Raw genomic sequence first — 25,217 nt, 5'->3', positions numbered from 1 at the left:
TGACAAAGGACGCAATCCGGTCGGCCGAATCCGGCAAAAGCCCAGGTCGCAAAAAGTGGGTTGCGTCCTTTGTCACTCGGTTCTGCTGGGGTGACACCAAATCCCTTTGCGCAGGGGTCGCGACCTGGGGAAACGCCACGGCGCCATCCCGAAAAGCGGGATTTTGGTGCACACCTTGGCGCAGCACGCACCAAAATCCATCACAGCCCCTAGCGAGCGGAAATGCTATCCTTTACCTCGAAAGCCCCGGAACGATCCCTGCACTACGAAAGTAGGAGTAAATCGCCGGGGTTACTGGTTTTCAGCTTAATCATAGTCCTTTTGATTGATACACTGCGGGGCATGGATAAACGCACACTCCGCATGTGGATCCCAAACCAGCACGGCGCGTGGGCAATGGCGCTCACCCCCGCCATTGTGGGGACCCTCGGCGTCGCGTTCGGCACCGAGCGCTTCCCGGCCGCGATCGTGTGGTTGTTGATTGCGTGGTTTATCGGATACTGCGCGTTCTTCACGTTCGGCCAGGCGGCCCGGGCACGCACTGTGGAGCGGCGCCGCCAGTACATGCCGCCAGTACTCACCTACGGAGCGATCTCGCTGGTCGCGGTAGCGATCGTGGTCATGCAGGATCCGTCGGTGCTCAGGTGGGCGTGGTGCTACGCCCCACTGGTCGGCATCGCTGTGTGGGAAACACTGCAACGCAGACCGCGCTCGCTGGCCAGTGGCGCAGCGACGACGGTCGCCTCCGCACTACTGGTCGCGGTGATCGCGCACCTAGCCGGGTTGCCGACTGATTGGTCCAGCCCGGCGATCGTCGCGACGACGTTTTTGGCGCTCTACTTCACCGGGACGGTGCCGCTGGTCAAGACAATGGTGCGTGACCGCGGCAGCAGCGCCATGTTGGCGTTCAGTATCGGCTACCACGTGGTGGCAATCGTGGTGATGGTCGTATATACCGTCCTTGTTGGGTTCGGTTGGTGGATGGTTGCGGTACTGGTGTTGGCGCTGGCCCGCGCAGTGTACTTCCCACTGAGCGCGCGTCGCGGAAAGCGGTGGACTGCCAAGGACATCGGCAAGGCGGAGGTTGTGCCGTGCGTCCTGGCGGCGCTCGCGGCACTTGGGGTGCTGCTCACCGGATAGAGCGGCGCCTGACCAGATTGAGCAGGGTGTATCACAGATCTTCCGCTTCTCTGGCGGTAAAGCTGGGATACTGTAGTTTATGTCCTCTCGAAAAATTCTGCTTCGTCCAGAGTATAGCCATCCAAGCTCTTTATGGCCGTCTAAAGAACTAGTAGTCTCTGAGCCTAAAAACCTAGGGTTCTATCTTCCTGAGGAGATAGGGATTAAGCCAGCTTTAGGAAACGAAATCCTTGAGTGGACGAGGGAATTTCAGGATAATTTTCTCGAGAAACCCGATAGCTTTCATCAGCGCCCGCGCTGGAAAGACCAATTCGATAGATTTCAATGGTATGACGCGGGCTGGGATATCACGTACGCCTTGAGAGATTCATTCCCATCGACGCAGATCATTCCCCGGTTTTCGCAATTTGTTTTTTCCATCAATGAGCGAAGAGAGAATTTCGGAAAGCAGCCACTATGCCTTCCCGGGGACGAACGGGAAGGGTACGTGTCCATCAAGGAATGTCGGGAATAATGAAGAATTGTGGATCGCGCCGTCTGGGACAAATATTGCGAACCAAAACCTAAATAAGTTCAAGGGCTTCTTACCCGCGCCGATATATGCTTTTCCTCATAAAATAATCGATGTTCAAACCTACAAGACCCCGTGGCCGGGTGACCCTCGTGTCAATATTCAAAATGCGAAGGGCAAGGCCAAGCCATATCAAGTGAACCAGGTTCTCGAAGCAATTGAGAAACTAGGCACGCAGAAGAGTGAATCGGAGTAGCCAGCATGGACATCAATAAGTACACCTATCAAGTCTCCTGGTCGGAAGAAGATCAGGAGTACGTGGCGACCGTGGCTGAGTTCCCCTCATTGTCTTGGCTGGATGCAGATCGGCACCAGGCCGAGCGCGGTTTGATTGATCTTGTGACTGAGGTTGTCGAAGACATGGAGGCCTCCGGCGAGGTGGTTCCCGTGCCATTGGGGAGTCGTAACTATTCGGGGAAGTTCAACGTGCGCACGTCTCCGTCGCTGCATCGGCGGTTGGTTATCGCCGCTAAAACAGAGGGAATTTCTCTCAACGCACTAGTCAATCAAAAACTCGCGTCCGTCTAACTGGCGCACAGACCACACGCGCACTGAGATGCTCACGACGAGACGCCACTCACCTGCTAGACCGGCCCGGCGCGCGCCTTCTGCACGGCCCGGCCGACGCGCACGCTGACCTGCACGTCCGGCCCGTCAACCTCGCACGTGTCGACGCTTCCACCGTTGGCCTGGGCGGTGTCGTTGGCGGTGGAGCAGGCCTCGACACCTTGGTAGAGGGCGGTGGCCGCGGCGACAGCTGCGAGGTCGGCGGCGACGCGCGCCCGATGGGTGTTCGCCACCCCGGCAACCACCGCCGCAACCGCAAGAGCCAGCGCGGTCACCGCGGCGATGATGCCCGCCGTGGTGACAGATGCGGAGCCTTCGTCGCTTCGGAGTTGACCAAGCATGTCTAGCCTCCGAACTCGGTTGGGAAGACGGCGGTGGCCTCCATGCCGCGCACGCGGGCGGTCACGGTGACCATGCCGCCGCGTTCCTGGGTGGTCACGCGCCCGGCGGGCGGGTCGTAGTCCAGGCCGATGGCGTGCGCGCGGGCTGCGGCCCCGGCGATGTCCACCGCCGAGATGTAGGCGCCCATCGCGGCCAGCGCCGCCACGATCACACCGGCGACGACCACCAGGGCGCTCAGGGAGAGCGCTGCCTCGATGGTGTTCATGGGCTAGCCCGGCTTGTTGGTCAGCGCGTCGGTGATCACGCCTTCGATGGCGTCGGAGACGCCGTTGCTGGTGACCACCATGTACAGCACCCCGGCAAGGGCGGCGGCCGCCAAAGTACCAAAGGCGTATTCGATGGTCGAAAGCCCGTCGTCATTGGATAGTTTCGCCTGCATACGCGTGATAATTCGGGCAGCGGCAGCGTGAACAAGATTCATAGACATTTTTATCTCCTTATTAGTTGTTGGTGTTTTAAAACAGGGTTTGGCCGAGGCTGACCACCACGGGCGCCAGGCCGAGGACGAAGAACGCCGGCAGGAAGAAGGCGGTCAGCGGGAGTGCGATGAGCACCCCGGCGCGCTCGGCGCGGGCGGTGGCGTGGTCGGCGGCGTCTGCGGTCAAGCTGACCGCGATGCGCTCGCAACCCGCGGCGAGGGTTGCACCCGTGGCGTTAGATAAGGCCACCAGGTGCGCGAGCTCCTCCCCGCCCGGCACTGTGTGCAGCTCCGCCCAGGCGCGTGCCGGGTCGGCCCCGAGCGCGCTGAGCGCCGCCACGGTGTGCCATGGGCTTGAGTCCTCGCCGTGGGTGTCGGCCACTGCGCCCGCGGCGGCGGCAACCGGCAGGCCGGCGCGGCAGCACGCCGCGAAGAGCCGGATGTCGGTTGCGCTCCTGCCGGGGCTTGGCGACGGCCCGTCCCGCGGGGTCTTCGGCGCACGCGGCACATCGCGGCCCACTCTGCCGCGCGGGCTGTGCCCGGCGACGGCCATCGCGCCAGCGACGCACAAAGCGGTAACAAACGTACTCATTGGGTTGCCCTTTCAATGATGTGTTGTGACGTACAGAAACCGGCCCCCACCAGCGCAGTGCCAACGATGAGCAACACCCCGCCCAAGTTGGTGCCGGCCAAAAAGTGCAGCGGGCGCGCCCCCATCGCAGCACCCATCCCGATCCCTGCCAGCGGAAGTAGGGAGAGCACCACCGCGCTCGTCTTCGGCCCGGCCAGCGCCGCAGCGGTGGCGGCGCGGTGGCGCAGCGCAGCGTCGATCTCCTCGCGGGCGGCGGTGACCAGGGAGGCGATCGGCACGCCGCGTTGCACCCCGACCCGCCACAGCGCCTCCACCCGGGACAGCTCCGGGGTGCGAAGCCCCGCGGCGTCGCCGGTGCGTAGCACGTGGCAGAACAGGGAGGCGTCGGCACGCAGGTCGGTGGGGGTGGTGTCGGGGAGTTGGTCGGTGGCGCGCAGCGTGGCGTCGAGAAGCGAGGAACCTGCCTGCAAGCTGGCGCTGATGTGCCCCAAGAACTGCGAGGCCGCCTCTTGGCGCCGCACCAGCACCTGCCCGGCGCGGCGTCGCGAGTAGGCGTAGAGTGCCGTCGCCCCGGCGAGCGCCGCAGCGATGACCACCGCCGCGCGATCCGTCACGATGACCAGCAGCGCCACCGCGAGCGCCACCGGCGGCACCCACCCCCACGACACCACGCGCGGGCGAATCCGATGCGCGGGCACCCCTCCCGTCCAGGCCACACAGGCCGCGAATGCGAACAGGTACGTCATGGCCGCTGCCAAATCACTCGCGTGGTCACCGGGTTGCCCTCCAGAGCGCCGACCTGGTGCAGGACGCGGCGGCCGTCGGGGCGGCGCTGCATCACAATCACCGTGTCCAGCGCCGGCGCGAGCTGCGCGTGCAGGGCGTCGCGCCCCATCCCGCCGAGCGCGGCGAGCGCCTCAAACCGGGCCGGGACCTCCTCAATCGCGTTGGCGTGTAAGGTGCCAGCGCCACCCTCGTGACCAGTGTTCAGGGCTGCAAGCAGGTCCGTCACCTCCGCCCCGCGGATCTCCCCCACCACGATCCGGTCCGGGCGCATCCGCAGCGACTGCCGGACAAGGTCCGCAATCGTGACTTGGCCGGCGCCCTCAGTGTTCACCGCCCGCGTATTCAGGTTCAGCACGTGCGGGTGGTTCGGGGTCAGCTCCAAGGTGTCCTCGATCGCCAGGATCCGCTCGTGCGGGGCCACCTCCGCGAGCATCGCGGAGAGCAACGTCGTCTTGCCCGACCCGGTCCCGCCCACGATGACGAAGGCGCGCCGGGCACGCACGATCTCGCGGAGCATCTCGGCGCGCTCCTCATCCATCGTGCCGCTGGCCACCAGCTCGTCGAGGGTGGCGGTGGTGGTGCGCAGCACGCGCAGCGACAGGCACGTGCCCGCCACGGCCGTGGGTGCCAGCACCGCGTGGAAGCGGATAAGCGCGCCGTCCGGCCTGCGGAAATGGCCGTCGCAGTAGGGTTGGGCGTCGTCAAGGCGGCGCCCGCAGCGCAGCGCCAGGCGCGTGGCCAGGCGGCGCACGGACTCCTCGGACTCGAAGCGGATCTCACTGCGCTCGAGGCCGTGCCCGCGGTCCACGAACACGCGGTCGGGGGCGTTGACGCAGATGTCGGTCACCCCGCCACCGACGAGCAGCGGCTCCAGGGGCCCGGCGCCGGAGGTGTCGTCGCGAAGTTGGCGCATCGCCGCCAGCACGTCCACGTCACTGATAACGACGGCCTCTTCGCGAATCAGCGCCGCAAGCCGGGTGGCGTCGACCTCCCCGGGCTCGTCGGCCATGCGGCGTTGCACGCGTAGTAACAAGTCCTGATCCACTAGGCCACCTCCTCGAGCACAGCCTTCGCCGCCTTCGCAAGCCCAGTAGGCAACCGCTGCGGCAGGCCGCGCTGCTCAACGCGCTTCGTCAGCCCGCGGACCTGGCCGATGGTGGCCACCACCCGCGAGCCCGCAATCGCCGCTATCTCATCCACCCCGATGCCGGCCCACCCGATGTCCCTGACCACCAGCACGTGCCGCAGCCCGGCGCGCTCGCACTCGGCGACCAGCTGCGCCGCCGCGGACACCGCCCTGACCTGGGGCGCGACCAGGATCACCACCACATCAACGCGGGCGGGCAGCTGCGTACAAGGAGCGTCCACCACAGTCACCCCGCCGGTGCCGAGCACCTCCACCAGCGCCTCAAGATCCTCCACATCATCCCCGAAACCAGCGCCGGAGGCCTCCCTGCTACACGTCATCACCGCCACGCCGTCCGGGGTGGCGGGCAGCGCACGGCGCACGTCCTCGCGGGCGACCGCGCCCTCCCCGATCGCGATCTCGCCCCACCGCGCGCCGATCTCCTCCTCGATACCGAGCAGCAGGTCCAGCCCGCCGGAGTGCGCGTGCCCATCAACCAGGGTCGACGGTGCCGCGGCCCTGGCGCACGCCGCCGCAAACGTTGAGGCGCCCACGCCGCCGGACGCGCCCACCACGCCGATCACCCGACCCCGCTCCTTCGGTGTCCGCAGCGCCCCGAGCGCGCGCAGCAGCTGTCCGGACTGATCCGGGACGTCGTAGGCGCCGCGCTGCTGGCCGAGCTCGAAACAATTCGGGCGGCGCAGTACCGCGGGTGGCAGGTGGGTGGCGAAGTGGGCGTCGATAAGTATGGCGAAGGCCTGCTCACAACGGCGGGCGACCTCCGCCGGCTCGGCGCTACTGAGGTCGGTGACGGGCATACCTGTTGCCGCCGCGAGGTGCATGGCCTCGGGGTGCAGCGCCGCGTCGCTGACGGCGATGGTGATGTTGTGCGTGCTCATGGCTTCGAGCATCACCCACGCCACAACCGCCCCACAACGGTTTGGAACGCGCCTGTGGATAACTCCCCTGTTGCCTGAACGCTCGACCCTGATTTGTGGATAACATTCTGCACAGCCCAACGCGTTCGTGTATGTGGCGTTAGAATGTGCCTCATGGCTTCGAATTCGGCACCGGTAGCGGCGTTTTTTGATCTGGATAAGACGATCATCGCCACCTCGTCCGTGTTCGCGTTCGGCAAAGAGTTCCTGAACAACGGCATGATCACGCGCCAGGAAGCGCTGGACCTCTACCTGACCAAAGCCGCCTACATGCTCATCGGGCAGAGCAGCGAAAAGATGGACACCACCCGCGACAACCTGGCCAACATGATCACCGGCTGGAGCGTCGAGGACGTCACCGCTGTGACCACCGAGACCATGCACAACGTGATCACCCCGGCGATCTACTCGGAGGCCCGCGAACTCATCGAGGCGCACCGCAAACTCGGCCACGACGTCATTATTATCTCGGCGTCGGCAAATATCCTGGTCGCGCCGATTGCGAAGGAGCTGGGCATCGACATGATTGTCGCCAGTGAGGTCGAGGTTGTCGACGGCACCCTCACCGGCCGCATCACCCGCTACCTCAAAGGCGACGCCAAGGCCGAAGCCATCCGCGAATTCGTCGCCGAACACGGCTACGACCTGGATCGCAGCTACGCCTACTCCGACTCCGCCACCGACATCCCCATGCTGGAGCTGGTTGGCAACCCCGTCGCCGTCAACCCGGACCGGGCGCTGCGCAAGCACGCGCAGGCGGAGGGCTGGGACGTGCAGACGTTCAAGAACCCGGAGCCGCTGATCCAGATGCCGAACGCGAAAGAGGTCGGTATCGGGGCGTCCGTCATCGCGGGCGTGACCGCGTTGGCCGTGGCAGGGACGCTGCTGGCGAAGGCCATCAAGAAAGATAAGTCTGCCTAAGCCCTGAGCGTGTGCGACAAATCCCATCAATGGTTGCTAGGGTTGAGTGCATTCAATAATCGCAGGAAGGTTGAACATACAGTGAGCAACGAAGGTCTGTACACCAGTGGAACGTCCGCAGTGTCCGCAAAGGTTAACTCGATTCCTTTGCACGACACCGATGTCACCCACCCGGGCAAGGACTCCATCGGTACGTTGATTTCGAACGCCTCCGAGCAGGTTTCCACGCTTGTTCGCGGCGAGATTGAGCTGGCCAAGGCCGAGGTCATCGGCGAGGCCAAGAAGGGCGCCGTCGGCGGCGGCCTCCTGGGCGTCGCGGGTGTTATCGCCCTGTACTCCTCCTTCTTCCTCTTCTTCGCGTTCGCCGAGATGCTGTCCTCCTGGATGCACCGGGGTTGGGCGTTCCTGATTGTCTTCGCCATCATGATCGCCCTGGCGGGCATTCTGGCGCTGGTCGGCGTAAAGAGCCTGAAGAAGATCCGCGCGCCGAAGAAGACCATCGATTCCGTCAACGAGCTGAAGAACCTGCGCCCAGGCCAGGCGCAGAAGAACCTTGCCAAGGACAGCTCGGGGCTCTACACGGGCTCGAACTAGGGCGTGCCACACTTTTCGACGTCCCCTTCGGCCATCGACCTACCTGGTCCCTTCACCCACGAGTGGTTGCACACTCGTGGGTTGCGTCTGCATGCGGCCGTCGCAGGCGACCCTACGAATCCGCTGCTGTTGCTGCTGCACAGCGCGTTCGGCGGCTGGTACGACTACCGCAACCGCATCGCCGACTTTGCCGATTCCGGCTACCACGTTGCAGCCCTCGACCTGCGTGGCTGCGGCCTGTCCGACAAGCCGGTGCGCCGCAGCGGCGACGCCCTCCTGCTGCACGCCGGTGACCTGAAGGGCGCGATCCACACGCTGGGCCACGACTCCGCGGAGGTGATCAGCGCGGGCGCCTCCACCGTGATCACGAACACGCTGCGGGAGCGGTCCCCGCACCTGGTCACGCGCCACACCTCAGCACCATGGACCGGCAGCAAAGCCGCCTTTGTACCGACGGCGCTCTACCGCCATGTCCCGGCCCTCTTCGACCAGCTGTGGCTACGCGACCTGCTGCGCAACCAGCCCGAGGACGCCACCGCTGACCACCTGCGCCTGCGCCGGGACGGCACCCACATCACCAACGCGCTGCCCTACATTCTGGAACTCGCGCGCATCGAAGCCCGCATGTAGCTAGCGCCCGACGCACGCCCCCGTACCAACCTGCTCACGCAGCCCAGCGATCTCGCCCGTACGCTCCAGGATCTGCTGCGCGGTGAGCACGTAACCGGTCTCCGTGGCGTCCACAGAGGCGCCAAACACCATGCCCGCGACAGCGCCGGACGGGGTCAGCATCGGCCCACCCGAGTTGCCCTGACGGATATTGCCGCGGATCGTATACACCTGGCGTTGCACGTGCCGCTTCGCGTAAATATCGGGGCCAGACAGGCTGACTTGGTTGCGCACCCGCACCGGCATCGCTTCAAACGGGCCGGACTCCGGGAAACCCATCACCAGGGCGCTGTCGCCGGTGCGCAGCGTGCCCTCGGCCCAGCGCAGCGGCGCGATCCCCAGCGCCTCCGCGTGCAGCACCGCGATGTCCGCCTCCGAGTCGTAGAAGACCACTTTTGCCTTCTTCACCCCAAGCACCGTGTCCAGGGACACCGTCTCCGTACCCGCCACCACGTGCGCGTTGGTGAGCACGTAACCGTCCTCGATCACGAATCCGGAGCCCATCAGCCGCCGACTGCAGGACTCCGCGTCCCCCATCACGTGCACCACGGAGGCGCGGACGGCGTCGACAAGCTCGGGGCGCGCAACCGACGGGTCCGGGGCGTCGACCTCCGCGTGCCCATCCGAGGCAAACGGGGAAATCAGCGGCGGCAGACCCGAATCCGCCAGCACTGCCGCCACCTGCGACGGCAACTGCTTGCCCGCCGCCGGCATCGCGGCATCAATCTGCGTGAGCACCCGCGAGCTCTGCAAGTGCTTCGCCCACGCCCCCGGCAACGACGCCGCCAACGGCATACACACGCACCACACCAACGCCACCGCCACGGCCCCCTGGAACAGGGCACCGAACAGCGAATCGAGACGCTGCGCCGCCTTCCGTCGGAACCGGTCATGCACCCAGTCACCCACCGTCGATCCCGCGAAGGACCCCAGGCAGACCACCAGCACAACCACCACAATCAGCACCGCCACGCGCACCCACTGCGCGTCCGCGCGCTGAATCAACGGCGGCACCCCCACCACCGCGAGCGTCAGGCCAGCCACGATCCCCAGGGCCGACAGCACCGCCGAAAACGCACCGCGACGCCAACCGCTCACACAGGCGGCGAGCACGATGATGAGGATGAGGACGTCGATAAGCACTAGAGCCCCACCGCTTCCTCAAGCTCCTCCAGCGAGCCGAACTCCTTCGGGAACAACCCAACCTGCCGCCCATCGCGCAACACCAACGTCAACGGCACCACCGCAGGCAGCCCCAACGCGCCCGCGAACGCATTCTCACTGTCCTGGTAACTCGGCACATCGACACCCAGATCCCCCAACAACGCCGCCCCATTCGCAGCGTTACCATCCGCATGCACACCCACCACGCGCACGTCCGGGTGCGCCTCCGCCAGCGCGTCAAACAACGGCAACTCCGCGCGGCACGGCTCGCACCACCACGCCCACACGTTCACCACCGTCAAGCCCGACTCCGACTCCTGGCCCGACTCCCCACCCAAACACGGCAACGCGACGCCGGCCACAGTCGGGCCCGGGCAATCCGGGCGCTGCGCCACCTGCGCCGTCGTGGCGGGCTGGTTACCCGGCTGCGCCGGTTCCCCAGGGCGCAACAACTGCCACGCACCCCCAACCACCAGCGCCGACACCACCACAATCGCAGCGACGCTCGCAACCACCGACCTACTCGCGCTCACACCTGCTCCATCTCGCCCTTGACACGTTTCGCCGCCTCAGCAGGATCCGTCGGACCCTCCAGACCAAAGCTGGGACAATCGTACGCGATAGGGCAGACACCACACGCCGGCGACTTGGCATGACACACCCTCCGGCCCTCAAAAATGATCCGATGCGAAAACATCGTCCACTCCGAAGGCTCAATCAACTCCGCCACAGCATGCTCAATCTTCACCGCATTTGAGCCTAAGGAGGCGTCGATAAGCTTCAGCCTGTGCATCAAACGCTGAAAATGCGTATCGACGGTCAGCCCCGGCCTCCCAAACGCATTCCCCCGCACAACGTGCGCCGTCTTGCGCCCCACCCCCGGCAAGCTGACCAGGTCCTCCAACGCGACCGGCACCTCACCCCCAAAATCCGACACCAACTTCTGCCCCAACCCAATCAAGTTCGCAGCCTTCGCACGGAAGAAACCCGTCGGGCGAATGATCTCCTCCACCTCCGCCTGCGACGCCGCCGCGTAATCCGCCGCCGTCGGGTACGCCCGGAACAGCGCGGGGGTGACCTGATTCACCCGCACATCCGTCGTCTGCGCCGACAACACCGTCGCCACCAGCAGCTCCAGCGGGCTCGAAAAATCCAACTCCGCATGGGCATCAGGGAACGCTTTCGCCAGCGTACGATTAATCCTCCGCGCGCGACGCTTCCGCGCCAACGGTGACTCCTCCCCCTTCAACACCGGATGCTTACCAGGGACCCGCCGCTGCTGCGGCGTCAACGAACCAGACATGCTTTCTCACCTTAACGGGGTAAGCGATACGATGGACGCATGGCAGTACTCTTAGTCGTCGCGATTCCCCTCATTCTCGGGTTGTTCACCATAGGAATGGAACACTTAGAGTCCGCAGTCGTCGACTAGTGGTACAGTTCCAATGTGGTGTGACTCACGCACACTTCAAGAGCTAACGTGACAACCGACACGGACTGTCACACCCGTCCACAAGGAGGATTCATGGAAGGCGCACACGAAATTCTCGCCCGCGCGGGCATATTTCAAGGCGTGGATCCCGCGGCCGTCGCAGCACTGATCCAAGACATGGAAACAGTCACCTTCAACCGCGGCACCACCATTTTCGACGAAGGTGAACCCGGCAACCGCCTCTACATCATCATCAGCGGCAAAGTGAAACTCGCCCGCCACGCCCCCGACGGACGCGAAAACCTCCTCTCCGTCATGGGCCCCTCCGACATGTTCGGCGAACTGTCCATCTTCGACCCAGGACCACGCACCTCCTCCGCAGTGTGCGTCACCGAAGTCACCGCGGCCACCATGGACTCCACGCTGCTGAAGAAGTGGATCGACAACCACCCAGAAATCTCCCAGCAGCTCCTCCGCGTCCTGGCCCGCCGCCTCCGCCGCACCAACGCGTCCCTCGCCGACCTCATCTTCACCGACGTTCCCGGCCGCGTTGCCAAAACCCTCCTCCAGCTGGCCAACCGGTTCGGCACCCAGGAAGGCGGCGTCCTGCGCGTGAACCACGACCTCACCCAGGAAGAAATCGCCCAGCTTGTTGGCGCCTCCCGCGAGACCGTCAACAAAGCCCTGGCAACCTTCGCCCACCGCGACTGGATCCGCCTCGAAGGCAAGTCCGTGGTCATCGTGAACACGGAGCACCTCGCCCGCCGCGCGCGGTAGGCTGCTTTTCTAGTTTTTGCCTGTTTTGTGAGCCCCCCGGGCCTTCCCCGGGGGTTTTCTGCCGCACTTGTGAAGTTCCCCTTCACCGTCAGTGCCAAAGGACGCACCTTCTTTTAGGTAGGCCTTTTTCTACCAGGCTTTTTGAATGTCTAGTTTCTTTTGGGTTGCGTCCCTTGGCACTGCGAGGGCCCGGCGCGCACCAAATTCCCACACCAGGCTTCGGCGACCTGGGCTTTTGCAAATCCGTCCGCCAAAAACAAGGAATCTGGTGCCGAGCGGATTGAGCCAAGCACCAAAGGCAACACAAAAGCCCTAGCTGCCAGCATCCACGACTAAGGCAACTAGGGCTCTAGAACTCGAAACGCCAGGAACTAGTGTTCCTTCAGGTAACGCAGGGCGACGCGCGTGGACTGTTCCGCGGCGCCACGGAGGACTGGGTCGACGTCGTCGTAGATGGCGTCGACAAGGGTGTTGATGTCTACGTCCTCGCCGTACTTCTTCAGGGCCTCACGGATTTGGTCGAGGCGCTGCTCGCGGCGGTCGATGTACTTGCGGGCGAACGCGGAGAGGTCCGGGGCGTCGGGGCCGTGGCCTGGGAGCAGCGGGATGTTCTTACCGCGGCGCTCCAGCATGGACAGCGTTTCTAGGTATTGGGCCAGGTCGCCGTCGGTTTCGGAGATCATGGTGGTGTGGCGGCCGGCGATGGTATCGCCGGTAATGATGCCTTCGAGCTGGTCATCTTCGACGTCGTGGGTGTAGACGAAGAAGCAGGTAGAGTCCGCGGTGTGGCCGGGAGTCGCCACGACCTGGATCTTGGGGGAGACGCCTTCGATGGAGATGATTTCGCCATCGGTGAGTGGCTCGGCGCCGTGGGTGTAGCGGGCGTCAAGAGCACGGATTGGGGCGCCGGTGAGCTGCGAGAAGCGGCGGGCGCCGTCGGCGTGGTCGTGGTGGCGGTGAGTCAGGAGGATGAGGGCAACCTTGTCCGCTTTAGACTGCAGGACGTTGAGGTGGCCTTCGTCTTCTGGGCCCGGGTCGACGACGATGCTGCATTCGTCTTCAGGGTCGCGCACAACCCAGGAGTTTGTGCCTTCGAGCGCCGCGTAGCTTGGATTGGGCGCAAGAACGACCGCGACGGATGCCGTTACAGGACGCAACTGACTATAAGCGGGATGCTGCATGCCACCCACCCTACCGCCTTGCGCGCGGAATTTGCTGCGAAACAACGCGATTCCCCCGCTTAGGGGCACCGCGCGGTATCACTGCAGCTCGACGACGAGCTCCACTTCGACTGGGCTGTCGAGCGGCAGCACGGCAACGCCGACGGCGGAGCGGGCGTGGGCGCCGGCGTCGCCAAAAATGTCGCCGATGACGTCGGAGGCGCCGTTGATCACGCCGGGCTGGCCGGTGAAGGCCGGGTCGGAGGCGACGAAGCCCACGACTTTCACCACGCGCTTGATGCGCTCGAGGCCCACCAAATTATCGACGGCAGCTAACGCGTTGAGGGCGGCCTGCCGGGCGTAGCCGTAGGCGTCCTCGGCGGAGACGTCCGCGCCGACTTTGCCGGTGGCGGGCAGGGTGCCGTCGATAAATGGGAGCTGCCCGGAGGTGTGCACGTGGTTGCCGGTCTGCACCGCGGGAACGTAGGCCGCGACGGGCGCGGCGACGGCGGGCAGGGTGATGCCGAGTTCGGTAAGGCGCGCGGCCCAATCAGTGTGTGCCATGGCCTACTCCAGCGGGCGCTTCATGTAAGCGACGACGCTGTCCGGCGTCGGCCCTGGGGTGACGGTGACCAGTTCCCAGCCGTCCTCGCCCCAGGAGTCCAGGATTTGCTTCGTGGCGTGTGTGAGCAACGGAACCGTTGCGTATTCCCATTTCGTCATGGCCACTACCCTAGACGAATTCTAGAGGCCGATAATCTCGCGGCCGGCGACGAGGTGCTCGCCCCAGTCGTTGACCTGTGGGTTCTTGCGCAGGACGGCGCGGCGCTGACGCTCGGTCAGGCCGCCCCACACGCCGAACTCGACCCGGTTTTCGAGGGCCTCGGCGAGGCACTCGAGTTGGACGGGGCAGCGTCGACAAATTTCTGCGGCCTTGCGCTGCTCGGCACCTTGCACGAAGAGAGCGTCTGGGTCACCTGTGCGACAGATTGCACGCGTAATCCACTCCCCACGGTCAAACACAAGATCCCCAGCAGAGTTCACGCGGCGCGGAATGGCGCGGGTGTCCTCGCAAGTCGCGGTTCCAAGAGTGGCAGTCATGAATCGGTCTCCTTTCAAGCGGAGGCAAAGTATAATACTTAGACCCATTAAGCGCTTGTAAGTGTATTCACAGGGTATGCAGCTTGTAAAATGCATCACACGAAAGGTGGGGGCGTCCTATTCACTCTCCCCCGCGTTTCATTTAAGGTAACGGTGTGAGTGCACTTCGTTCCTTTGGAAACCTTTTGCTCGGCCTTTGCGCCGTTGCGCTGGCGATTGCCCTGTGTTTGGCGCCGGTCGCAGGCCTGACGGGCCTCGCGATTGCGCGCACCGCGAATACAATGCAGTCGAATCTGCTCGACCTGACACACGGCGATGTCCCCGGTGTCACGACCGTTACGGACGTCAACGGCACCCCCATTGCGTGGTTATACAAACAGCGTAGATACGAGGTTCCAAGCGAAAAAATTTCAGCGCATGTAAAACATGCGCTGGTTTCCACAGAGGATCGACGCTTTTATATGCACGACGGCGTTGATATGCAGGGCTTCGCGAGGGCCATGGTGACCAATGTGCTGGCGGGTGGTGTCGAGCAGGGGGCGTCGACAATTAATCAGCAGTACGTGAAGAACTACCTGTGGCTGGTGGAGGCAGGTAACGACGAGGAGGCGCAGGCGGCGACCGAGCAGTCGATCCCGAGGAAGCTGCGCGAAATGCGCATGGCATCCGACCTGGACAAGACGCTGACGAAGGACGAGATCCTCACCCGCTACCTCAACCTAGTTTCCTTCGGAAACCACGCCTACGGCATCGAGGCCGCAGCCCGCATCTATTTCGACATCCCGGCCGCTGAACTGAACCCGCCGCAGGCGGCGCTGCTGGTGGGGCTGCTGCAGTCCGTGGAGTACCTGAACCCGTACACGAACCCGGAGGGCGCGACGCAGCGCCGCAACACCGTGCTGCAGAACATGGTGAACGAAGGCCACCTCACGCAGGCGGAAGCGGACCGCTACGCGGCGACCCCACTGGGCGTGGTGGACAAGCCGAAGGGTTTGCCGGACGGCTGCATCACCGCCGGTGACGCAGGCTTTATGTGCGACTACGCCCTGCAGTACCTGGAGAGCAAAGGCTTAAGCCTCGACGAGATCGAGCGCGGCTCCTACACCATCACCACCACCCTCGACCCGGCGGTGCAGGCCTCGACGGTGCAGGCGGTGCGTAACAACGTCAACCCAGCCACCCACGGCGTGGCCGAGGTCCTCAACGTGATCCGGCCCGGCGCGGACTCCCGCGACATCCTCGCGATGGCATCCTCGCGCTACTACGGCCTCGAGCTGGAGAAGCACCAGACGATCATGCCGCAGCCGACCTCCATGGTGGGCAATGGCGCCGGTTCCGTGTTCAAGATTTTCACGGCGGCTGCAGCGCTCGAGCAGGGCTACGGCCTCGACTCCATGCTGAACACCCCGGCGCGCTCCGTGGTCTACGGCATGGGCAAGGGCGGCGCCGCCGGCTGCCCGCCGGGCGCCTACTGCGTGGAGAACGCCGGCGTCTACCCGCCGCAGATGACGCTGCGCGACGCCCTGGCTCAGTCCCCGAACACCTCGTTCATAGAGCTCATCCAGAGCGTCGGCGTCACCCCAACAGTGGATATGGCGGTGCGCCTGGGCCTTCGCTCCTACACCGAACCCAATACGTTTGGCGACGGCCGCTCCGTCGCCCAAGCCGCGAAGGAAGAGAACATGGGCTCCTTCGTCCTCGGCCCCACGGCCGTGAACCCGCTCGAGCTGTCCAACGTGGGCGCCACCCTCGCCGCCGGCGGCCGCTGGTGCGAGCCGAACCCGATCAAGAGCGTCGTGGATAAGCACGGGCAGGAAGTGTTCATCCAGCGCCCGCCGTGCGAGCAGGTCATTGACCCGGACATCGCCGGCGCGCTCGCCCTCGGCATGTCACACGACACTATCGACGGCACCGCCAAGGACGCAGCCGCCGCCTCCCGGTGGACCGCACCCGTCGCTGCCAAGACCGGCACCACGGAGTCCCACCAGTCCTCCGCGTTCCTCGGGTTCACCCGCGGGATGGCCGGCGCGCCATACATCTTCAATGACGGCACCCAGACCACCCCGCTGTGCACCGGCCCGGTTCGCCAATGCTCCGCAGGCAACCTGTTCGGCGGCAACGAGGCCGCGCGCACCTGGTTCCAAGCCGCCCACGGCGTCCCAGGCGCCGCGGCCGCCGGCCTACCACCAACGAACGCGACCTACACGCGGGGCACGAAGCAGTCGGCGCTCGACGCCGTCGTCGGCCTCCCGGCCGCCACCGCGAAGCAGCAGCTCCAGGCGCAAGGGTTCAACGTGACCACCCAAACCGTCTTCGGCAACGGGGCGCCCGCCGGCAACGTCATCGCAGCGATCCCCGCCAACCCGGCGCTCACGCAGGGCACCATGGTGACCCTCAACGTGTCCGACGGCAGCGCCGCCTCCCCCACCGCGTCACCGTCGGCGTCCACCCCGCCACCAACGAGCACGCAGGCCCCCGCCGTCGACTTCGACGGCATCCAGCAATCGCTGAACGACGCCCGCGATGCGCTCACGAACGTCTTCCAATAAGGCTGGTTCCTAGTTCATCCCTAACTCAGGCGGGCCTTGACCACCGTGGAAAGCCGCTTGCCGTCAACACGGCCGGCGGCTTTCGCGTTCGCAGCCTTCATGACCTGCCCCATCTGCGCCATGGACTCGGCGCCGACCTCGGCGACGGCCTCCTCCACCAGGGCGTCAACCTCCTCGTCCGTGAGCTGGGCGGGCTGGTATGCCTCGAGGATTTCGGCTTCGTGGAGTTCGGCGTCGGCAAGCTCTTGGCGGCCGTTCGTGGCGTAAATCTCCGCGGACTCGCGGCGCTTCTTCACCTCGCGGGCAATGATCTTCAGGATCTCCGCATCATCCACCTCGTGCTTCGTACCCTCGGTCTCAGCGGTCTGGATGGCGGCCAGCAACATGCGGATGGTGCCGGTGCGCTCCTTCTCCTTCGCCTTCATCGAAGCCTTCAAGTCTGCGCGCAGCTGTGCTTTCAATTCACTCATGTGGGAAAGCGTAGTCCATCTGTACGCTAGGACGCGTGAATACTTCCCTCAAACGCCTCACGCGTGCCGCCGGCGTCATCGCTGCGACCGGCATGGCCACCGCCGCGTACGGCGTGAGCCAACTCAACAACTACCGACTGAAGGAATACACCCTCCCCCTCCTCCCACCCGGCACCCTCAACGGGCGGGACTCCTTCGACATCCTCCACGTCAGCGACCTCCACATGATCCCAGGCCAACGCGCAAAAGTCGCCTGGGTCTCCAGCCTCGCCGAACTCCGACCCGACCTGGTGATCAACACCGGCGACAACCTCTCCGACCCCAAGGGCGTGCCTTGGGTCTTCCAGGCCCTCGGCCCGCTCCTCGACATCCCGGGCGCCTTCGTCTTCGGCACCAACGACTACTGGGCACCCCGCCCCATCAACCCCTTCAAATACCTCCTCGGCACGAAGCGCGAGCCCTCCTACGTCGACCTCCCCTGGGAAGGCATGCGCGCCGCATTCCAGGAGCACGGCTGGCACGACGCCACACACCGCAGGCTCGAGTTCAAAATTAACGACGTCCGCCTCGCCCTCGCAGGCGTCGACGACCCACACCACAACCTTCACGACTACTCCACCATCGCCGGCGCCCCCAACGCCGACGCGGACCTCGCCATCGCGCTCCTCCACGCCCCCTACCAGGAAGTCCTCGACGCCTTCGAGCGCGACGGCTACCAACTGGCGCTGTCCGGCCACACCCACGGCGGCCAGATCTGCCTACCTGGCGAGCGCGCCATCGTCACCAACGCCGACATCGACCGCGAGCGCGCCTCCGGCCTCCACCGCTTCGGCCGCATGTGGATGGAAGTCTCCAACGGGCTGGGCACCTCCAAGTACGCCCCCGTACGGATCTTCTGCCCGCCATCCGCAGCGCTCCTCCACATCACGGAGCGGCCCTGACCACGGCTTTTGTTTTTCGCGGGCACAGGAGTAAAGTAACCAGGTGCCCACGGGATATGGCGCAGCTTGGTAGCGCGCTTCGTTCGGGACGAAGAGGTCGCAGGTTCAAATCCTGTTATCCCGACCAATGAAACCCCGCCGCTTTCGCGGCGGGGTTTCGGGTTAAGCGACAAAATGTGTGCTTTTCTCGGCGTGTCGACTTAAGTGACAAATTGTGTGCTTTTTCAGGGGTTGGGATGGGTGGGTTGTGGGGTGTTGTGCTGGGGTTATGAGCGTCCTGCCCAGCCGTGTCGGATGGCCCAGGAGGGGTTGAAGTCGGTGTCGATGCCGGTGTCGTAGACTTTCGGCCGGCCGTCGGGTGAGTTGGCTTGGTCGCGTTCACGCATGTGTGCCTGGCGGGCGTGTGCGTAGCCTGCGTGGCCGAAGTCTTGCTCGATTGCTAGCGCCAGCGGGTCATCGTGGTGTTGGGTGTGCAGGTAGAGCCACCAGTCCATGATGATTCGCTGGTGTTCGTCAAATGTGCCGCGGTGGGCTCGGGCGAGGTGTTTTAGTTGTGCGTTTATGCCGCCTTCCAGGCTGTTTGTGATGGTCTTCAGCGTGGTCGTGGTGCGGTGTGGTGGGTTGAGCCAGACGAAGAGGTGGCCTTGTTGGTAGAGACGCTCGAATCGGCGGTAGGCTCTGCGGGCTCTGGGATGGGTGTACCACCATTGCTGGTTGTCGCGGATACGTTTTGGGATCTCTTCTGGGGCGACTTGGTTGCGATAGGTGCGTTGTTTGAGCCAGTCACCGTAGAGGTCATGGAAGCGGTTGAGGCGAAGTACCCAGGTGATTGCCTGGTCACGGGTGGTGATGTGGGTCAGCTGGTTGCCGAGGCGAAGGAGTGCTTTGTGTGCGGCGATTGTGGGTTGGCGTGTGGTGTCTTTGATGGTGTCGCGGCGTACGTGGACGAGGCAGCGTTGAATGGAGGCGTTTGGCCAGCATTGTTTGATGGCTTTGTGGGCGCCACCGGAGCCGTCTGTGGTCACGACGAGGGGTTCGGCGATCATGTCGAAGAGTTTGGCGTAGTCGTAGGCGGTTTCTCGTGTGCACCAGTGCCAGGCGACGACGTGCTCGCTGGTTGCAGCGACAAGCAGGCATTTTTTGTGGAAGTAGGTGCCATCAATAAAAAGCTGGTCGTAGACGCGGTACGGGTCCGGTTTGCACGGGACGATGATGAACCAAAAGTAGGTGAACCAGCGGATGAGTGTGCGCCTGGAGACGTTGTGCGCAGCAGCGACAGCGTCGAGGGGACGCTGGTTGGTGATCCAGTCAATGAAGATGGCAAACCGATATGCGCTGGTCTTGGCTGTGTTGGGATTGGTGAAGGTGTGCCCGCAGTCTGTGCAGCGCCATCGCTGTTTTCCGCTGGATGTGGTGCCCATTTTTGTGGCGGTGTGTTCGCATGCCGGGCATAGGGGCCTGTTGTGTTTTCTCTTTCTGTGTTGAGTTGGCATGCAGCTGGTTTAACAGTCTGCTGTCATAGCACATCCAACGCCTGAAGTGGTGGACCTTCCGGTCTACGGCAGGGAATCCCGATTCAACGAGCACTGTCCCGCCGTAGGCCCAGGCAGGACCTGGAATCCATATCCAAAAAAGCACACATTTTGTCGCTTAACCCGGGGTTTCGCGTTGCTCAGGTGGGCTTGGGACCCGCGCACCACATTCCTTGTTTTTTGGGGAGCACCGTCGGCGTTTCCCCAGGTCGCCAAGGGGCAGGGTGGGAATTTGGTGTCACGACGAACGGGCTAGACACCAAATTCCCGGTTTTCCCACGCAGATCCGGAAAAGCCCAGGTCACGAAAACCTCGTACAGGAATTTGGTGTCACCCCAACCGGGGCGAGTGCCAAAGGACGCAACACCATTTGGATTAGACGTCTAAACTCGCAGGTCCCAAAAGGCCTACTTTTCGGAAGATGCGTCCTTTGGCACTGGCTCACCATCTTTGGAGGAACCGAGGACGGTCATGCCACGGTCAAAGCCCTCGGGCTGGCATGCCTGCGCGATCAGGGAGATCGCCAGGCCGCCGACTGCGATGGCTCCAAGCGCGATAGCAACGGGCTGCAGCTGACGGGCGTCGACGCCGAACTGCCTGTTAATGGCGGCAATCTGGCCCTCGAACCCGTGGCCTACGTGGCGCAGGGAGTCGTTGAACTGCCCAAGAGCGGCGTTGATCTGTGGCTGCATCGTGTTCGCAACGCCAATGCCAACTGCGGCGGCGAGCCCGATTGGCAGCAGCCAGAGGATCGGGCTGTTGAGCGCGAACATGTTGGCCATGCAGCGCTTGAAGCCGTCGGCAGATGAATCGGCTGGAGTGGGAGTAGATGTGGTCGGCGCAGGCGTGGTCGGACTCGTGGTAGTGCCACCCTTCGCGATGACCCCCACGACAGTCTTCACCTCGTATGTTGCGCCCGTGGCTGTGGTGACGGTGACGGGGATGTCAACCTTCTCACCGACTTCGGCGGAGGCGGGTGGGGTGACCAGCAGATCTCCCGAGGCGGACACGGAGGCCCGCCACCCGGTCGGCAGGGCGCCGAGCTTGTAGGTGTTGCCGTCGGTGTGGCCGCTGATCTTGATGGACGTCGGCACGCCCGGCGCGGTGATGGCCGGCGGGTACGACGGTGCTGGCGCGATAGGTACAGAAGGAGCAGTCGGAGTGGCAGTCGGGGACGGCTCCGGCGCAGCAGTCGCGGAAGAAGTAGGTTCAACTGGCCCGGTCGGCACGTTGGCCACGGTGAAGACGGCCTGGGTGGTGTAGGCCTCGCCGTGGGCTGGGGTGACGGTGACAGGGACGCGGATCCAGGCACCTGGGGTGGCGGACTTCGGCGCGGTCGCGGTAACGGTGCCGTGCTCGTCGACGCTCACCTTCCAGCCATTGACCCGGTCGGGTACCGAGTAGCGGTTGCCGTCGGTGGCGTTGGTTGCAGGCTGAGTACTCGTCTCGCCGGGAAGGACGGAGGCGGAGGCGTAGCTGACGTGCGGGGATTCGTCGGTTTCCTTGATGGCCGCGAACGCCGGGACTACCAGGATGGCTCCGTCGGTGTAGGTGACCTTGACGGGGATGAGGATGGAGTCGCCGGGCTTGGCATCGGCTGGCGGCGTCGAGAAGACGCGGCCGTGCTCGTCGACGGTGGCGGTCCAGCCCGGGATGGTTGGCTTCCACTCGGGGTCGATTTCGAAGGTAGCGTCAGAAGGCACCTTGGAGCCTTCGTGGAGAGGGACCTCATCGGTTACGCCCGGTTCCTGGACGACCTTGCCGTAGGTTGGCACGATGTGGCCGACGCCGACCTCGATGATGCGCTTGACCGGGGTCTTGGTCGTGGTGGTGTGTTCGACGGGGTTGCCGACGACGTGGCCGTCGACAAGCTGCCAGGTCTTCTCCGTGATGGTTTGGCCGTAGGAGCCTTCCTGGATGGTCTTGACCACGCCAGCGGGCAGGCTGTCTACCTGGCGGATTTCGGTCTCGAACGGCACGGGGGTGTGGATGGTCTCGCGTAGCTCTGTCTGCTTGGATTCCTTCTTGGTGCCGACCAAAATGACCTGGTCCTCAGCGTCGACGACCTGCGGTTTCTGCGCGATGCCGTCGATAATTTTGTAGGAGATCCTGCCCACCTTGCCGCGCTGTGCGACCTTGTGGGTGCCGGCTTCGAGCGTCGGGTCTTCCCGGATGATGACGCGGTACGGCGTCTCTTCAGACCAGTGGATTTCCGGCGTGACGCCCGGTGTTTCCTTCGTGCCGACGCGCACGATGCGATCCTGCGGGTCCGCGATGCGCGTCTGCTCGATGCGTGTGCTGACCACCTCGGAGTTCGTGATGGTCCTGGTCGTGGTCACTTTGTCGGTGCCGAGCACGCCGGGGTGTTCGGCGTCGACGACCTGCGTGCCTACGTCGAGTGTGGGGTCGAAGACGATCTGTGTCTCAAACGGCACGATGACTTCGTACTCGGTGTTGATGTCGAAGGAGACGTCAGGCGCGGGCTCCCTGACCACGACGAACGCCGCGGTGACCACGTCTTTCGAGCCGTCCTGGTAGGTAACGGTGACGGGGACGTTGAGGTGGTTACCCGACTCGGCATCCTTCGGCGGGGTCGCGGTGACCACGCCAGCGTCGTCGACGCGCAGCTTCCAGCCGTCGAGGCTCGCAGGCACGCTGAACGGCGTCTTTTCCGCGAGGTCGCGGGCAGGGATGCGGGTGGGCTCGGTGATCTCAGATCGCTTGTCGACGCCCGGCTTCGCCTCCTGCTGCTCGTATCGCGGCTCGTAGACGGCGCGCTGCTCACCGAGGACGACCACGGTGGCGACGATGATGGCGGTCGTGCCGTCCTTATAGGTCACGCGCACCGGGATGTCCGCGGAGCTGCCCGGTACGGCGCGCTCGCTGACCGGGGTGGTGATGGTGCCCGTCTTCGGGTCGATCTTGACCTGCTCCCACCGGAGGTTACGCGGCGGAGCGATGTAGTGCTTGTCCTTCGGGTCCGTGATCAGTGCGAACTTCGGTTCCGAAATGTCCCGGACGCTTCCAGTGTCCAGCTTGCTCGTGACCGTGGTGCCCGGCTTGCCCGACTTGGTTTGGTACCGCGGGTTGTTCATGCCCTTGTCGTCGCCGACGACGGTGAACGCCGCCGGGACGTCCGCCTCGGAGCCGTCCGGGTAGCGGACGTGGATGTCGATGATCGCCTGGTCACCGGGCCGCGCGTCCTTCGGCGGAGTGGCCGTGACCACGCCCTCCTTCGACACGTCGAACGTCCAGCCGTCCGGGAGTTGCTCCGGCAGGCTGTACTTCGCCTTCACCGGGTCCGCCAGCAGGGTGCTGATCATCGAGGAGACCGGCAGCCCGGGCTTGGTGAAGCTCTGCGGGTAGTTCGCAACGTCGGTGCCCGTACCGTCGCCGATCACGTTGATGGTGGCGGTGGTTTCCTGCGGCACGGCGCCGCTGGCGTAGTGGGTACGCACCGGCACCGTGATGTAGGCGCCCGGCAGCGCGGTGTCCGGGATGGTGACGGTCAGCTCGCCGGTGGTGGCGTCGAGAGTGACGTTCCAGTCGCCGACTTTGTACTGCTGGGAGCCGTTAGGGAAGGTGTAGCGGTTCGGTGTTTCGTCGTGCGCGTTGCCGCCGAGGCCAACCTTCGGCACGGTCGGCGTGAGCGTCACGCGGTCTGCCGCCTCACCCGAGGCCGAGCCATATGACGGCACCTTCACGTCCGAGAACACCTGGAAGGACACCGGAGCTTCGTCGGTCGTACCGTCCGGGTAGGTCGCCTTCACCACGGGTTTGATGGTGGTGAAGTTCGGCACGGTTGCCTTCGCCTTCGCGGTGACGGTGCCTTCCTTATCGACTGTGACGTTCCAGCCGTCTTTGTCGGAGGGGGCGTCGATAAGCTCGAATTTCTTCGGCTTGATGACGTCCCCCTTGCCCAGCACCCGTGTCAGGCTCGCCTTGGCGGTAAGTGTTGTGTTTTGGGCGCCCCGCACTGGCTCCGCGGGGTACTCGAGGTTGGTCTGCTGCGTGTGATTCGGCTCGACGACAACGAGCAGCGGGATGGCGTCCTTGGAGCCGTTCGAGTAACGAACATGCACCACAGGCTGCGCAAACGTCCCAGGGGTCGGCTTATCGACGCCCTCCGGCGCCGTCATGATCACCCTGTAGTCGCCCTTTTCCTCGTCGGCGAACTTGGCGGTCCAGCCGTCGTAGACGAGGCTCTCGTCGAGGGTGATGGTGGCGTCGAACTTCTCCCTCAGGTCGGCGAGGGTGTGCCCGTTTGCGTCGGGAAGCTCCTCGAAGACAATCGCATCCTTTGAGATCCCGGAGGTGATGGTGACCTCAGACCTGGTGAACTGCGGATCGTGGTAGAGCGTGTCGTCGACGCTGATCGCGTGCGAGCTGAGCTCGTTGGCGGTGTTGTAGCGTGGCAGCGCAATGGAGCTGTCCGTCACCCCAACCCTTGTATCTTCGTACGCGTGGTTCTGAGCGATAGCCTCGAGCTCCTCGACGCTGCGCGGCAGCGCAACCGCGGTAAACGTGAGGCCCTGGAGGCCGTCGAGCTCGGCGTCGTCGGCGAACTTCGGCCAGGTAAGGAAGAAGTCGGAGCCGTCACGAGTGATGGTGACGTGCTCGAGCACCTTGCCGCTGCCGTCCGCGACCTGGATACGCAGGCGGCTCAGGTCACGTTCCGTGAACATCCCGCCAGCAGAGGCGATCTTGACCTTCTCCCCCGGCTTGATCACGGCCTTCGAAATGTGCTCCCAATCAAGTTTGAGGGGGACGCAATCGTCGGTCTCGCTCGGCCAAGGGTTTGCGTTCGCGTCAGCTTGGAAGTTTTGGCTTTTGAAAAACCTGTGGTCAGAGTCTTCCTTTGTGTAAGCCCCTTTCCACGCAAAGGTGAGCCCTTCCGGACTCACGGCTTGTTGCTGGAACTGTTCCGTGAAGGGGAACGCGCCGTTCAAGTTGCGCTGAACTCGGGAAGCGGTAATCTCGGCGGGCTCAGCAGTGTTGTTCACCGTGAACGGGTTACCGCCATCGAGCTTCTCACCCGCGGGGACAACGCCTAGCTCGCCAGCTTCGACTGGAACAGGCCCGCTGTCGCTAAACCCTGTATCCGTGAAGGTGCGCTGCTTGTCCGCGTTGAAGTGCAGCTGGATGCCGAACTCAGTTGCACTCTCGGAGTACTCGCCAGGGTTGAGCGCGTCAAACCTGAAACCCGCAACGTCCTTGCCGACATCGTCCTTCTCCAGCACCACTCGGCAGGCATCATCGCCCAGCCCCTCTGACTTCGCCTGCTGCTCAGCGCCGATCACCGCACCGGTGTACGCCAAGTTCTCCTGCGCATATGCAGCAGGGGAAGGTACAACCACAGCCGCGCTC

26 protein-coding genes and 1 tRNA gene are annotated in these 25,217 nt (G+C 64.3%); 10 read left to right on the top strand and 17 right to left on the bottom strand.

Annotated elements, in window-relative coordinates; genetic code table 11:
* Positions 1–342: 342 nt before the first annotated feature.
* The 3 genes from QP752_RS00490 to QP752_RS00480 all read left to right on the top strand — a co-directional run bounded on the left by QP752_RS00490 (position 343) and on the right by QP752_RS00480 (position 2,239).
* A complete protein-coding gene (locus QP752_RS00490; RefSeq protein WP_070363242.1) occupies positions 343–1,140 on the top strand; it encodes a YwiC-like family protein in 798 nt (265 codons plus the stop codon).
* A gap of 422 nt (positions 1,141–1,562) precedes the next feature.
* Positions 1,563–1,907: a hypothetical protein gene (locus tag QP752_RS00485; protein WP_240492752.1), complete on the top strand. Its 345-nt coding sequence runs from the start codon at positions 1,563–1,565 to the stop codon at positions 1,905–1,907.
* Positions 1,908–1,912: 5 nt separating this feature from the next.
* Positions 1,913–2,239: a type II toxin-antitoxin system HicB family antitoxin gene (locus QP752_RS00480; protein ID WP_070363243.1), complete on the top strand. Its 327-nt coding sequence runs from the start codon at positions 1,913–1,915 to the stop codon at positions 2,237–2,239.
* Positions 2,240–2,295: 56 nt separating this feature from the next.
* Here QP752_RS00480 and QP752_RS00475 read toward each other — a convergent pair whose 3' ends face one another.
* The 7 genes from QP752_RS00475 to QP752_RS00445 are packed head-to-tail and all read right to left on the bottom strand — an operon-like array spanning position 2,296 to position 6,501.
* The gene (locus tag QP752_RS00475; RefSeq protein WP_070363244.1) at positions 2,296–2,619 is read right to left on the bottom strand and encodes an Rv3654c family TadE-like protein; all 324 of its coding nucleotides are present in this window, start codon (positions 2,617–2,619) and stop codon (positions 2,296–2,298) included.
* Positions 2,620–2,621: 2 nt separating this feature from the next.
* Positions 2,622–2,885 carry a hypothetical protein gene (locus QP752_RS00470; protein WP_070363245.1) on the bottom strand — a complete coding sequence of 88 codons (264 nt, stop codon included), beginning with the start codon at positions 2,883–2,885 and terminating at the stop codon, positions 2,622–2,624.
* Positions 2,886–2,888: 3 nt separating this feature from the next.
* Entirely contained in the window at positions 2,889–3,101 is a 213-nt protein-coding gene (locus QP752_RS00465; RefSeq protein ID WP_070363246.1) for a DUF4244 domain-containing protein, read from the bottom strand.
* 34 nt (positions 3,102–3,135) lie between these two features.
* Positions 3,136–3,690, bottom strand: a complete 555-nt coding sequence (locus QP752_RS00460) for a type II secretion system F family protein (RefSeq protein WP_284803944.1) — start codon at positions 3,688–3,690, stop codon at positions 3,136–3,138.
* Positions 3,687–4,436: a type II secretion system F family protein gene (locus QP752_RS00455; RefSeq protein ID WP_284803942.1), complete on the bottom strand. Its 750-nt coding sequence runs from the start codon at positions 4,434–4,436 to the stop codon at positions 3,687–3,689. Before QP752_RS00455 ends, QP752_RS00460 begins: the two co-directional genes overlap by 4 nt.
* The gene (locus QP752_RS00450) at positions 4,433–5,521 is read right to left on the bottom strand and encodes a TadA family conjugal transfer-associated ATPase (protein WP_284803940.1); all 1,089 of its coding nucleotides are present in this window, start codon (positions 5,519–5,521) and stop codon (positions 4,433–4,435) included. The genes QP752_RS00455 and QP752_RS00450 overlap by 4 nt, the downstream gene beginning before the upstream one ends.
* Positions 5,521–6,501 carry a hypothetical protein gene (locus tag QP752_RS00445; protein WP_284803938.1) on the bottom strand — a complete coding sequence of 327 codons (981 nt, stop codon included), beginning with the start codon at positions 6,499–6,501 and terminating at the stop codon, positions 5,521–5,523. Before QP752_RS00445 ends, QP752_RS00450 begins: the two co-directional genes overlap by 1 nt.
* Before the next feature lie 153 nt (positions 6,502–6,654).
* Between QP752_RS00445 and QP752_RS00440 the strand changes: the two genes are divergently transcribed.
* The 3 genes from QP752_RS00440 (at position 6,655) to QP752_RS00430 (ending at position 8,685) form a co-directional block, all read left to right on the top strand.
* Positions 6,655–7,461 carry an HAD family phosphatase gene (locus tag QP752_RS00440; protein WP_284803936.1) on the top strand — a complete coding sequence of 269 codons (807 nt, stop codon included), beginning with the start codon at positions 6,655–6,657 and terminating at the stop codon, positions 7,459–7,461.
* A gap of 81 nt (positions 7,462–7,542) precedes the next feature.
* Complete coding sequence (locus QP752_RS00435; protein ID WP_070363251.1) at positions 7,543–8,055, top strand: phage holin family protein; 513 nt, start codon at positions 7,543–7,545, stop codon at positions 8,053–8,055.
* Between the two features lie 3 nt (positions 8,056–8,058).
* Entirely contained in the window at positions 8,059–8,685 is a 627-nt protein-coding gene (locus QP752_RS00430) for an alpha/beta fold hydrolase (RefSeq protein ID WP_284803933.1), read from the top strand.
* On the opposite strand, the gene QP752_RS00425 is transcribed toward QP752_RS00430, so the two are convergent.
* Genes QP752_RS00425 through nth form a run of 3 tightly spaced genes read right to left on the bottom strand, consistent with a single transcriptional unit; the run spans position 8,686 to position 11,191 of the window.
* Entirely contained in the window at positions 8,686–9,867 is a 1,182-nt protein-coding gene (locus QP752_RS00425) for a MarP family serine protease (protein WP_256008217.1), read from the bottom strand.
* Positions 9,867–10,421: a TlpA disulfide reductase family protein gene (locus tag QP752_RS00420; RefSeq protein WP_256008218.1), complete on the bottom strand. Its 555-nt coding sequence runs from the start codon at positions 10,419–10,421 to the stop codon at positions 9,867–9,869. Before QP752_RS00420 ends, QP752_RS00425 begins: the two co-directional genes overlap by 1 nt.
* On the bottom strand, positions 10,418–11,191 hold the full coding sequence (gene nth, locus QP752_RS00415) for an endonuclease III (RefSeq protein WP_252931727.1): 774 nt from the start codon (positions 11,189–11,191) through the stop codon (positions 10,418–10,420). The genes QP752_RS00420 and nth overlap by 4 nt, the downstream gene beginning before the upstream one ends.
* 222 nt (positions 11,192–11,413) lie before the next feature.
* On the opposite strand from nth, the gene glxR reads away from it, so the two are divergent.
* Positions 11,414–12,097 (top strand): CRP-like cAMP-activated global transcriptional regulator GlxR, encoded by a 684-nt coding sequence (glxR, locus tag QP752_RS00410; protein ID WP_070363256.1) that lies wholly within the window; start codon positions 11,414–11,416, stop codon positions 12,095–12,097.
* A gap of 371 nt (positions 12,098–12,468) precedes the next feature.
* Here glxR and QP752_RS00405 read toward each other — a convergent pair whose 3' ends face one another.
* The 4 genes from QP752_RS00405 to QP752_RS00390 form a co-directional block, all read right to left on the bottom strand.
* On the bottom strand, positions 12,469–13,278 hold the full coding sequence (locus QP752_RS00405; protein ID WP_284803929.1) for an MBL fold metallo-hydrolase: 810 nt from the start codon (positions 13,276–13,278) through the stop codon (positions 12,469–12,471).
* 78 nt (positions 13,279–13,356) lie between these two features.
* Positions 13,357–13,821 carry a RidA family protein gene (locus tag QP752_RS00400; protein WP_070363257.1) on the bottom strand — a complete coding sequence of 155 codons (465 nt, stop codon included), beginning with the start codon at positions 13,819–13,821 and terminating at the stop codon, positions 13,357–13,359.
* 3 nt (positions 13,822–13,824) lie between these two features.
* Complete coding sequence (locus QP752_RS00395) at positions 13,825–13,980, bottom strand: DUF4177 domain-containing protein (protein WP_145945277.1); 156 nt, start codon at positions 13,978–13,980, stop codon at positions 13,825–13,827.
* A gap of 21 nt (positions 13,981–14,001) precedes the next feature.
* Complete coding sequence (locus QP752_RS00390) at positions 14,002–14,358, bottom strand: WhiB family transcriptional regulator (RefSeq protein ID WP_083290794.1); 357 nt, start codon at positions 14,356–14,358, stop codon at positions 14,002–14,004.
* A 185-nt stretch (positions 14,359–14,543) separates the two neighbouring features.
* Between QP752_RS00390 and QP752_RS00385 the strand changes: the two genes are divergently transcribed.
* Entirely contained in the window at positions 14,544–16,907 is a 2,364-nt protein-coding gene (locus tag QP752_RS00385; protein WP_240492832.1) for a transglycosylase domain-containing protein, read from the top strand.
* A 20-nt stretch (positions 16,908–16,927) separates the two neighbouring features.
* Here QP752_RS00385 and QP752_RS00380 read toward each other — a convergent pair whose 3' ends face one another.
* The gene (locus QP752_RS00380) at positions 16,928–17,377 is read right to left on the bottom strand and encodes a GatB/YqeY domain-containing protein (RefSeq protein ID WP_284803924.1); all 450 of its coding nucleotides are present in this window, start codon (positions 17,375–17,377) and stop codon (positions 16,928–16,930) included.
* A 92-nt stretch (positions 17,378–17,469) separates the two neighbouring features.
* Here QP752_RS00380 and QP752_RS00375 point away from each other — a divergent pair, with 92 nt between their 5' ends.
* Together QP752_RS00375 and QP752_RS00370 are read left to right on the top strand one after the other, a co-directional pair.
* Positions 17,470–18,318, top strand: coding sequence for a metallophosphoesterase (locus QP752_RS00375; RefSeq protein ID WP_284804314.1), 849 nt, complete (start codon positions 17,470–17,472; stop codon positions 18,316–18,318).
* Positions 18,319–18,368: 50 nt separating this feature from the next.
* Positions 18,369–18,445, top strand: a tRNA-Pro gene (locus tag QP752_RS00370).
* A 139-nt stretch (positions 18,446–18,584) separates the two neighbouring features.
* On the opposite strand, the gene QP752_RS00365 is transcribed toward QP752_RS00370, so the two are convergent.
* On the bottom strand, positions 18,585–19,811 hold the full coding sequence (locus QP752_RS00365) for an IS1249 family transposase (RefSeq protein ID WP_284803922.1): 1,227 nt from the start codon (positions 19,809–19,811) through the stop codon (positions 18,585–18,587).
* 446 nt (positions 19,812–20,257) lie between these two features.
* Positions 20,258–25,207, bottom strand: coding sequence for a YPDG domain-containing protein (locus QP752_RS00360; protein WP_284803920.1), 4,950 nt, complete (start codon positions 25,205–25,207; stop codon positions 20,258–20,260).
* Between the last annotated feature and the right edge of the window lie 10 nt (positions 25,208–25,217).

It is taken from the genome of Corynebacterium sp. UMB10321, assembly GCF_030228725.1.
GTDB classification, from domain to species: Bacteria; Actinomycetota; Actinomycetes; order Mycobacteriales; family Mycobacteriaceae; genus Corynebacterium; species Corynebacterium pseudogenitalium.
Note: the sequence above shows the minus strand (reverse complement) of the source record. Positions and strands in the feature narration are given on the sequence as shown.

Coding starts and splice junctions, on each gene's coding strand:
- QP752_RS00490 (WP_070363242.1), top strand. CDS start 343: ATGGATAAACGCACACTCCGCATGTGGATCCCAAACCAGCACGGCGCG.
- QP752_RS00485 (WP_240492752.1), top strand. CDS start 1,563: ATGAGCGAAGAGAGAATTTCGGAAAGCAGCCACTATGCCTTCCCGGGG.
- QP752_RS00480 (WP_070363243.1), top strand. CDS start 1,913: ATGGACATCAATAAGTACACCTATCAAGTCTCCTGGTCGGAAGAAGAT.
- QP752_RS00475 (WP_070363244.1), bottom strand. CDS start 2,619: ATGCTTGGTCAACTCCGAAGCGACGAAGGCTCCGCATCTGTCACCACG.
- QP752_RS00470 (WP_070363245.1), bottom strand. CDS start 2,885: ATGAACACCATCGAGGCAGCGCTCTCCCTGAGCGCCCTGGTGGTCGTC.
- QP752_RS00465 (WP_070363246.1), bottom strand. CDS start 3,101: ATGAATCTTGTTCACGCTGCCGCTGCCCGAATTATCACGCGTATGCAG.
- QP752_RS00460 (WP_284803944.1), bottom strand. CDS start 3,690: ATGAGTACGTTTGTTACCGCTTTGTGCGTCGCTGGCGCGATGGCCGTC.
- QP752_RS00455 (WP_284803942.1), bottom strand. CDS start 4,436: ATGACGTACCTGTTCGCATTCGCGGCCTGTGTGGCCTGGACGGGAGGG.
- QP752_RS00445 (WP_284803938.1), bottom strand. CDS start 6,501: ATGAGCACGCACAACATCACCATCGCCGTCAGCGACGCGGCGCTGCAC.
- QP752_RS00440 (WP_284803936.1), top strand. CDS start 6,655: ATGGCTTCGAATTCGGCACCGGTAGCGGCGTTTTTTGATCTGGATAAG.
- nth (WP_252931727.1), bottom strand. CDS start 11,191: ATGTCTGGTTCGTTGACGCCGCAGCAGCGGCGGGTCCCTGGTAAGCAT.
- glxR (WP_070363256.1), top strand. CDS start 11,414: ATGGAAGGCGCACACGAAATTCTCGCCCGCGCGGGCATATTTCAAGGC.
- QP752_RS00405 (WP_284803929.1), bottom strand. CDS start 13,278: ATGCAGCATCCCGCTTATAGTCAGTTGCGTCCTGTAACGGCATCCGTC.
- QP752_RS00400 (WP_070363257.1), bottom strand. CDS start 13,821: ATGGCACACACTGATTGGGCCGCGCGCCTTACCGAACTCGGCATCACC.
- QP752_RS00395 (WP_145945277.1), bottom strand. CDS start 13,980: ATGACGAAATGGGAATACGCAACGGTTCCGTTGCTCACACACGCCACG.
- QP752_RS00390 (WP_083290794.1), bottom strand. CDS start 14,358: ATGACTGCCACTCTTGGAACCGCGACTTGCGAGGACACCCGCGCCATT.
- QP752_RS00380 (WP_284803924.1), bottom strand. CDS start 17,377: ATGAGTGAATTGAAAGCACAGCTGCGCGCAGACTTGAAGGCTTCGATG.
- QP752_RS00375 (WP_284804314.1), top strand. CDS start 17,470: ATGGCCACCGCCGCGTACGGCGTGAGCCAACTCAACAACTACCGACTG.
- QP752_RS00365 (WP_284803922.1), bottom strand. CDS start 19,811: ATGCCAACTCAACACAGAAAGAGAAAACACAACAGGCCCCTATGCCCG.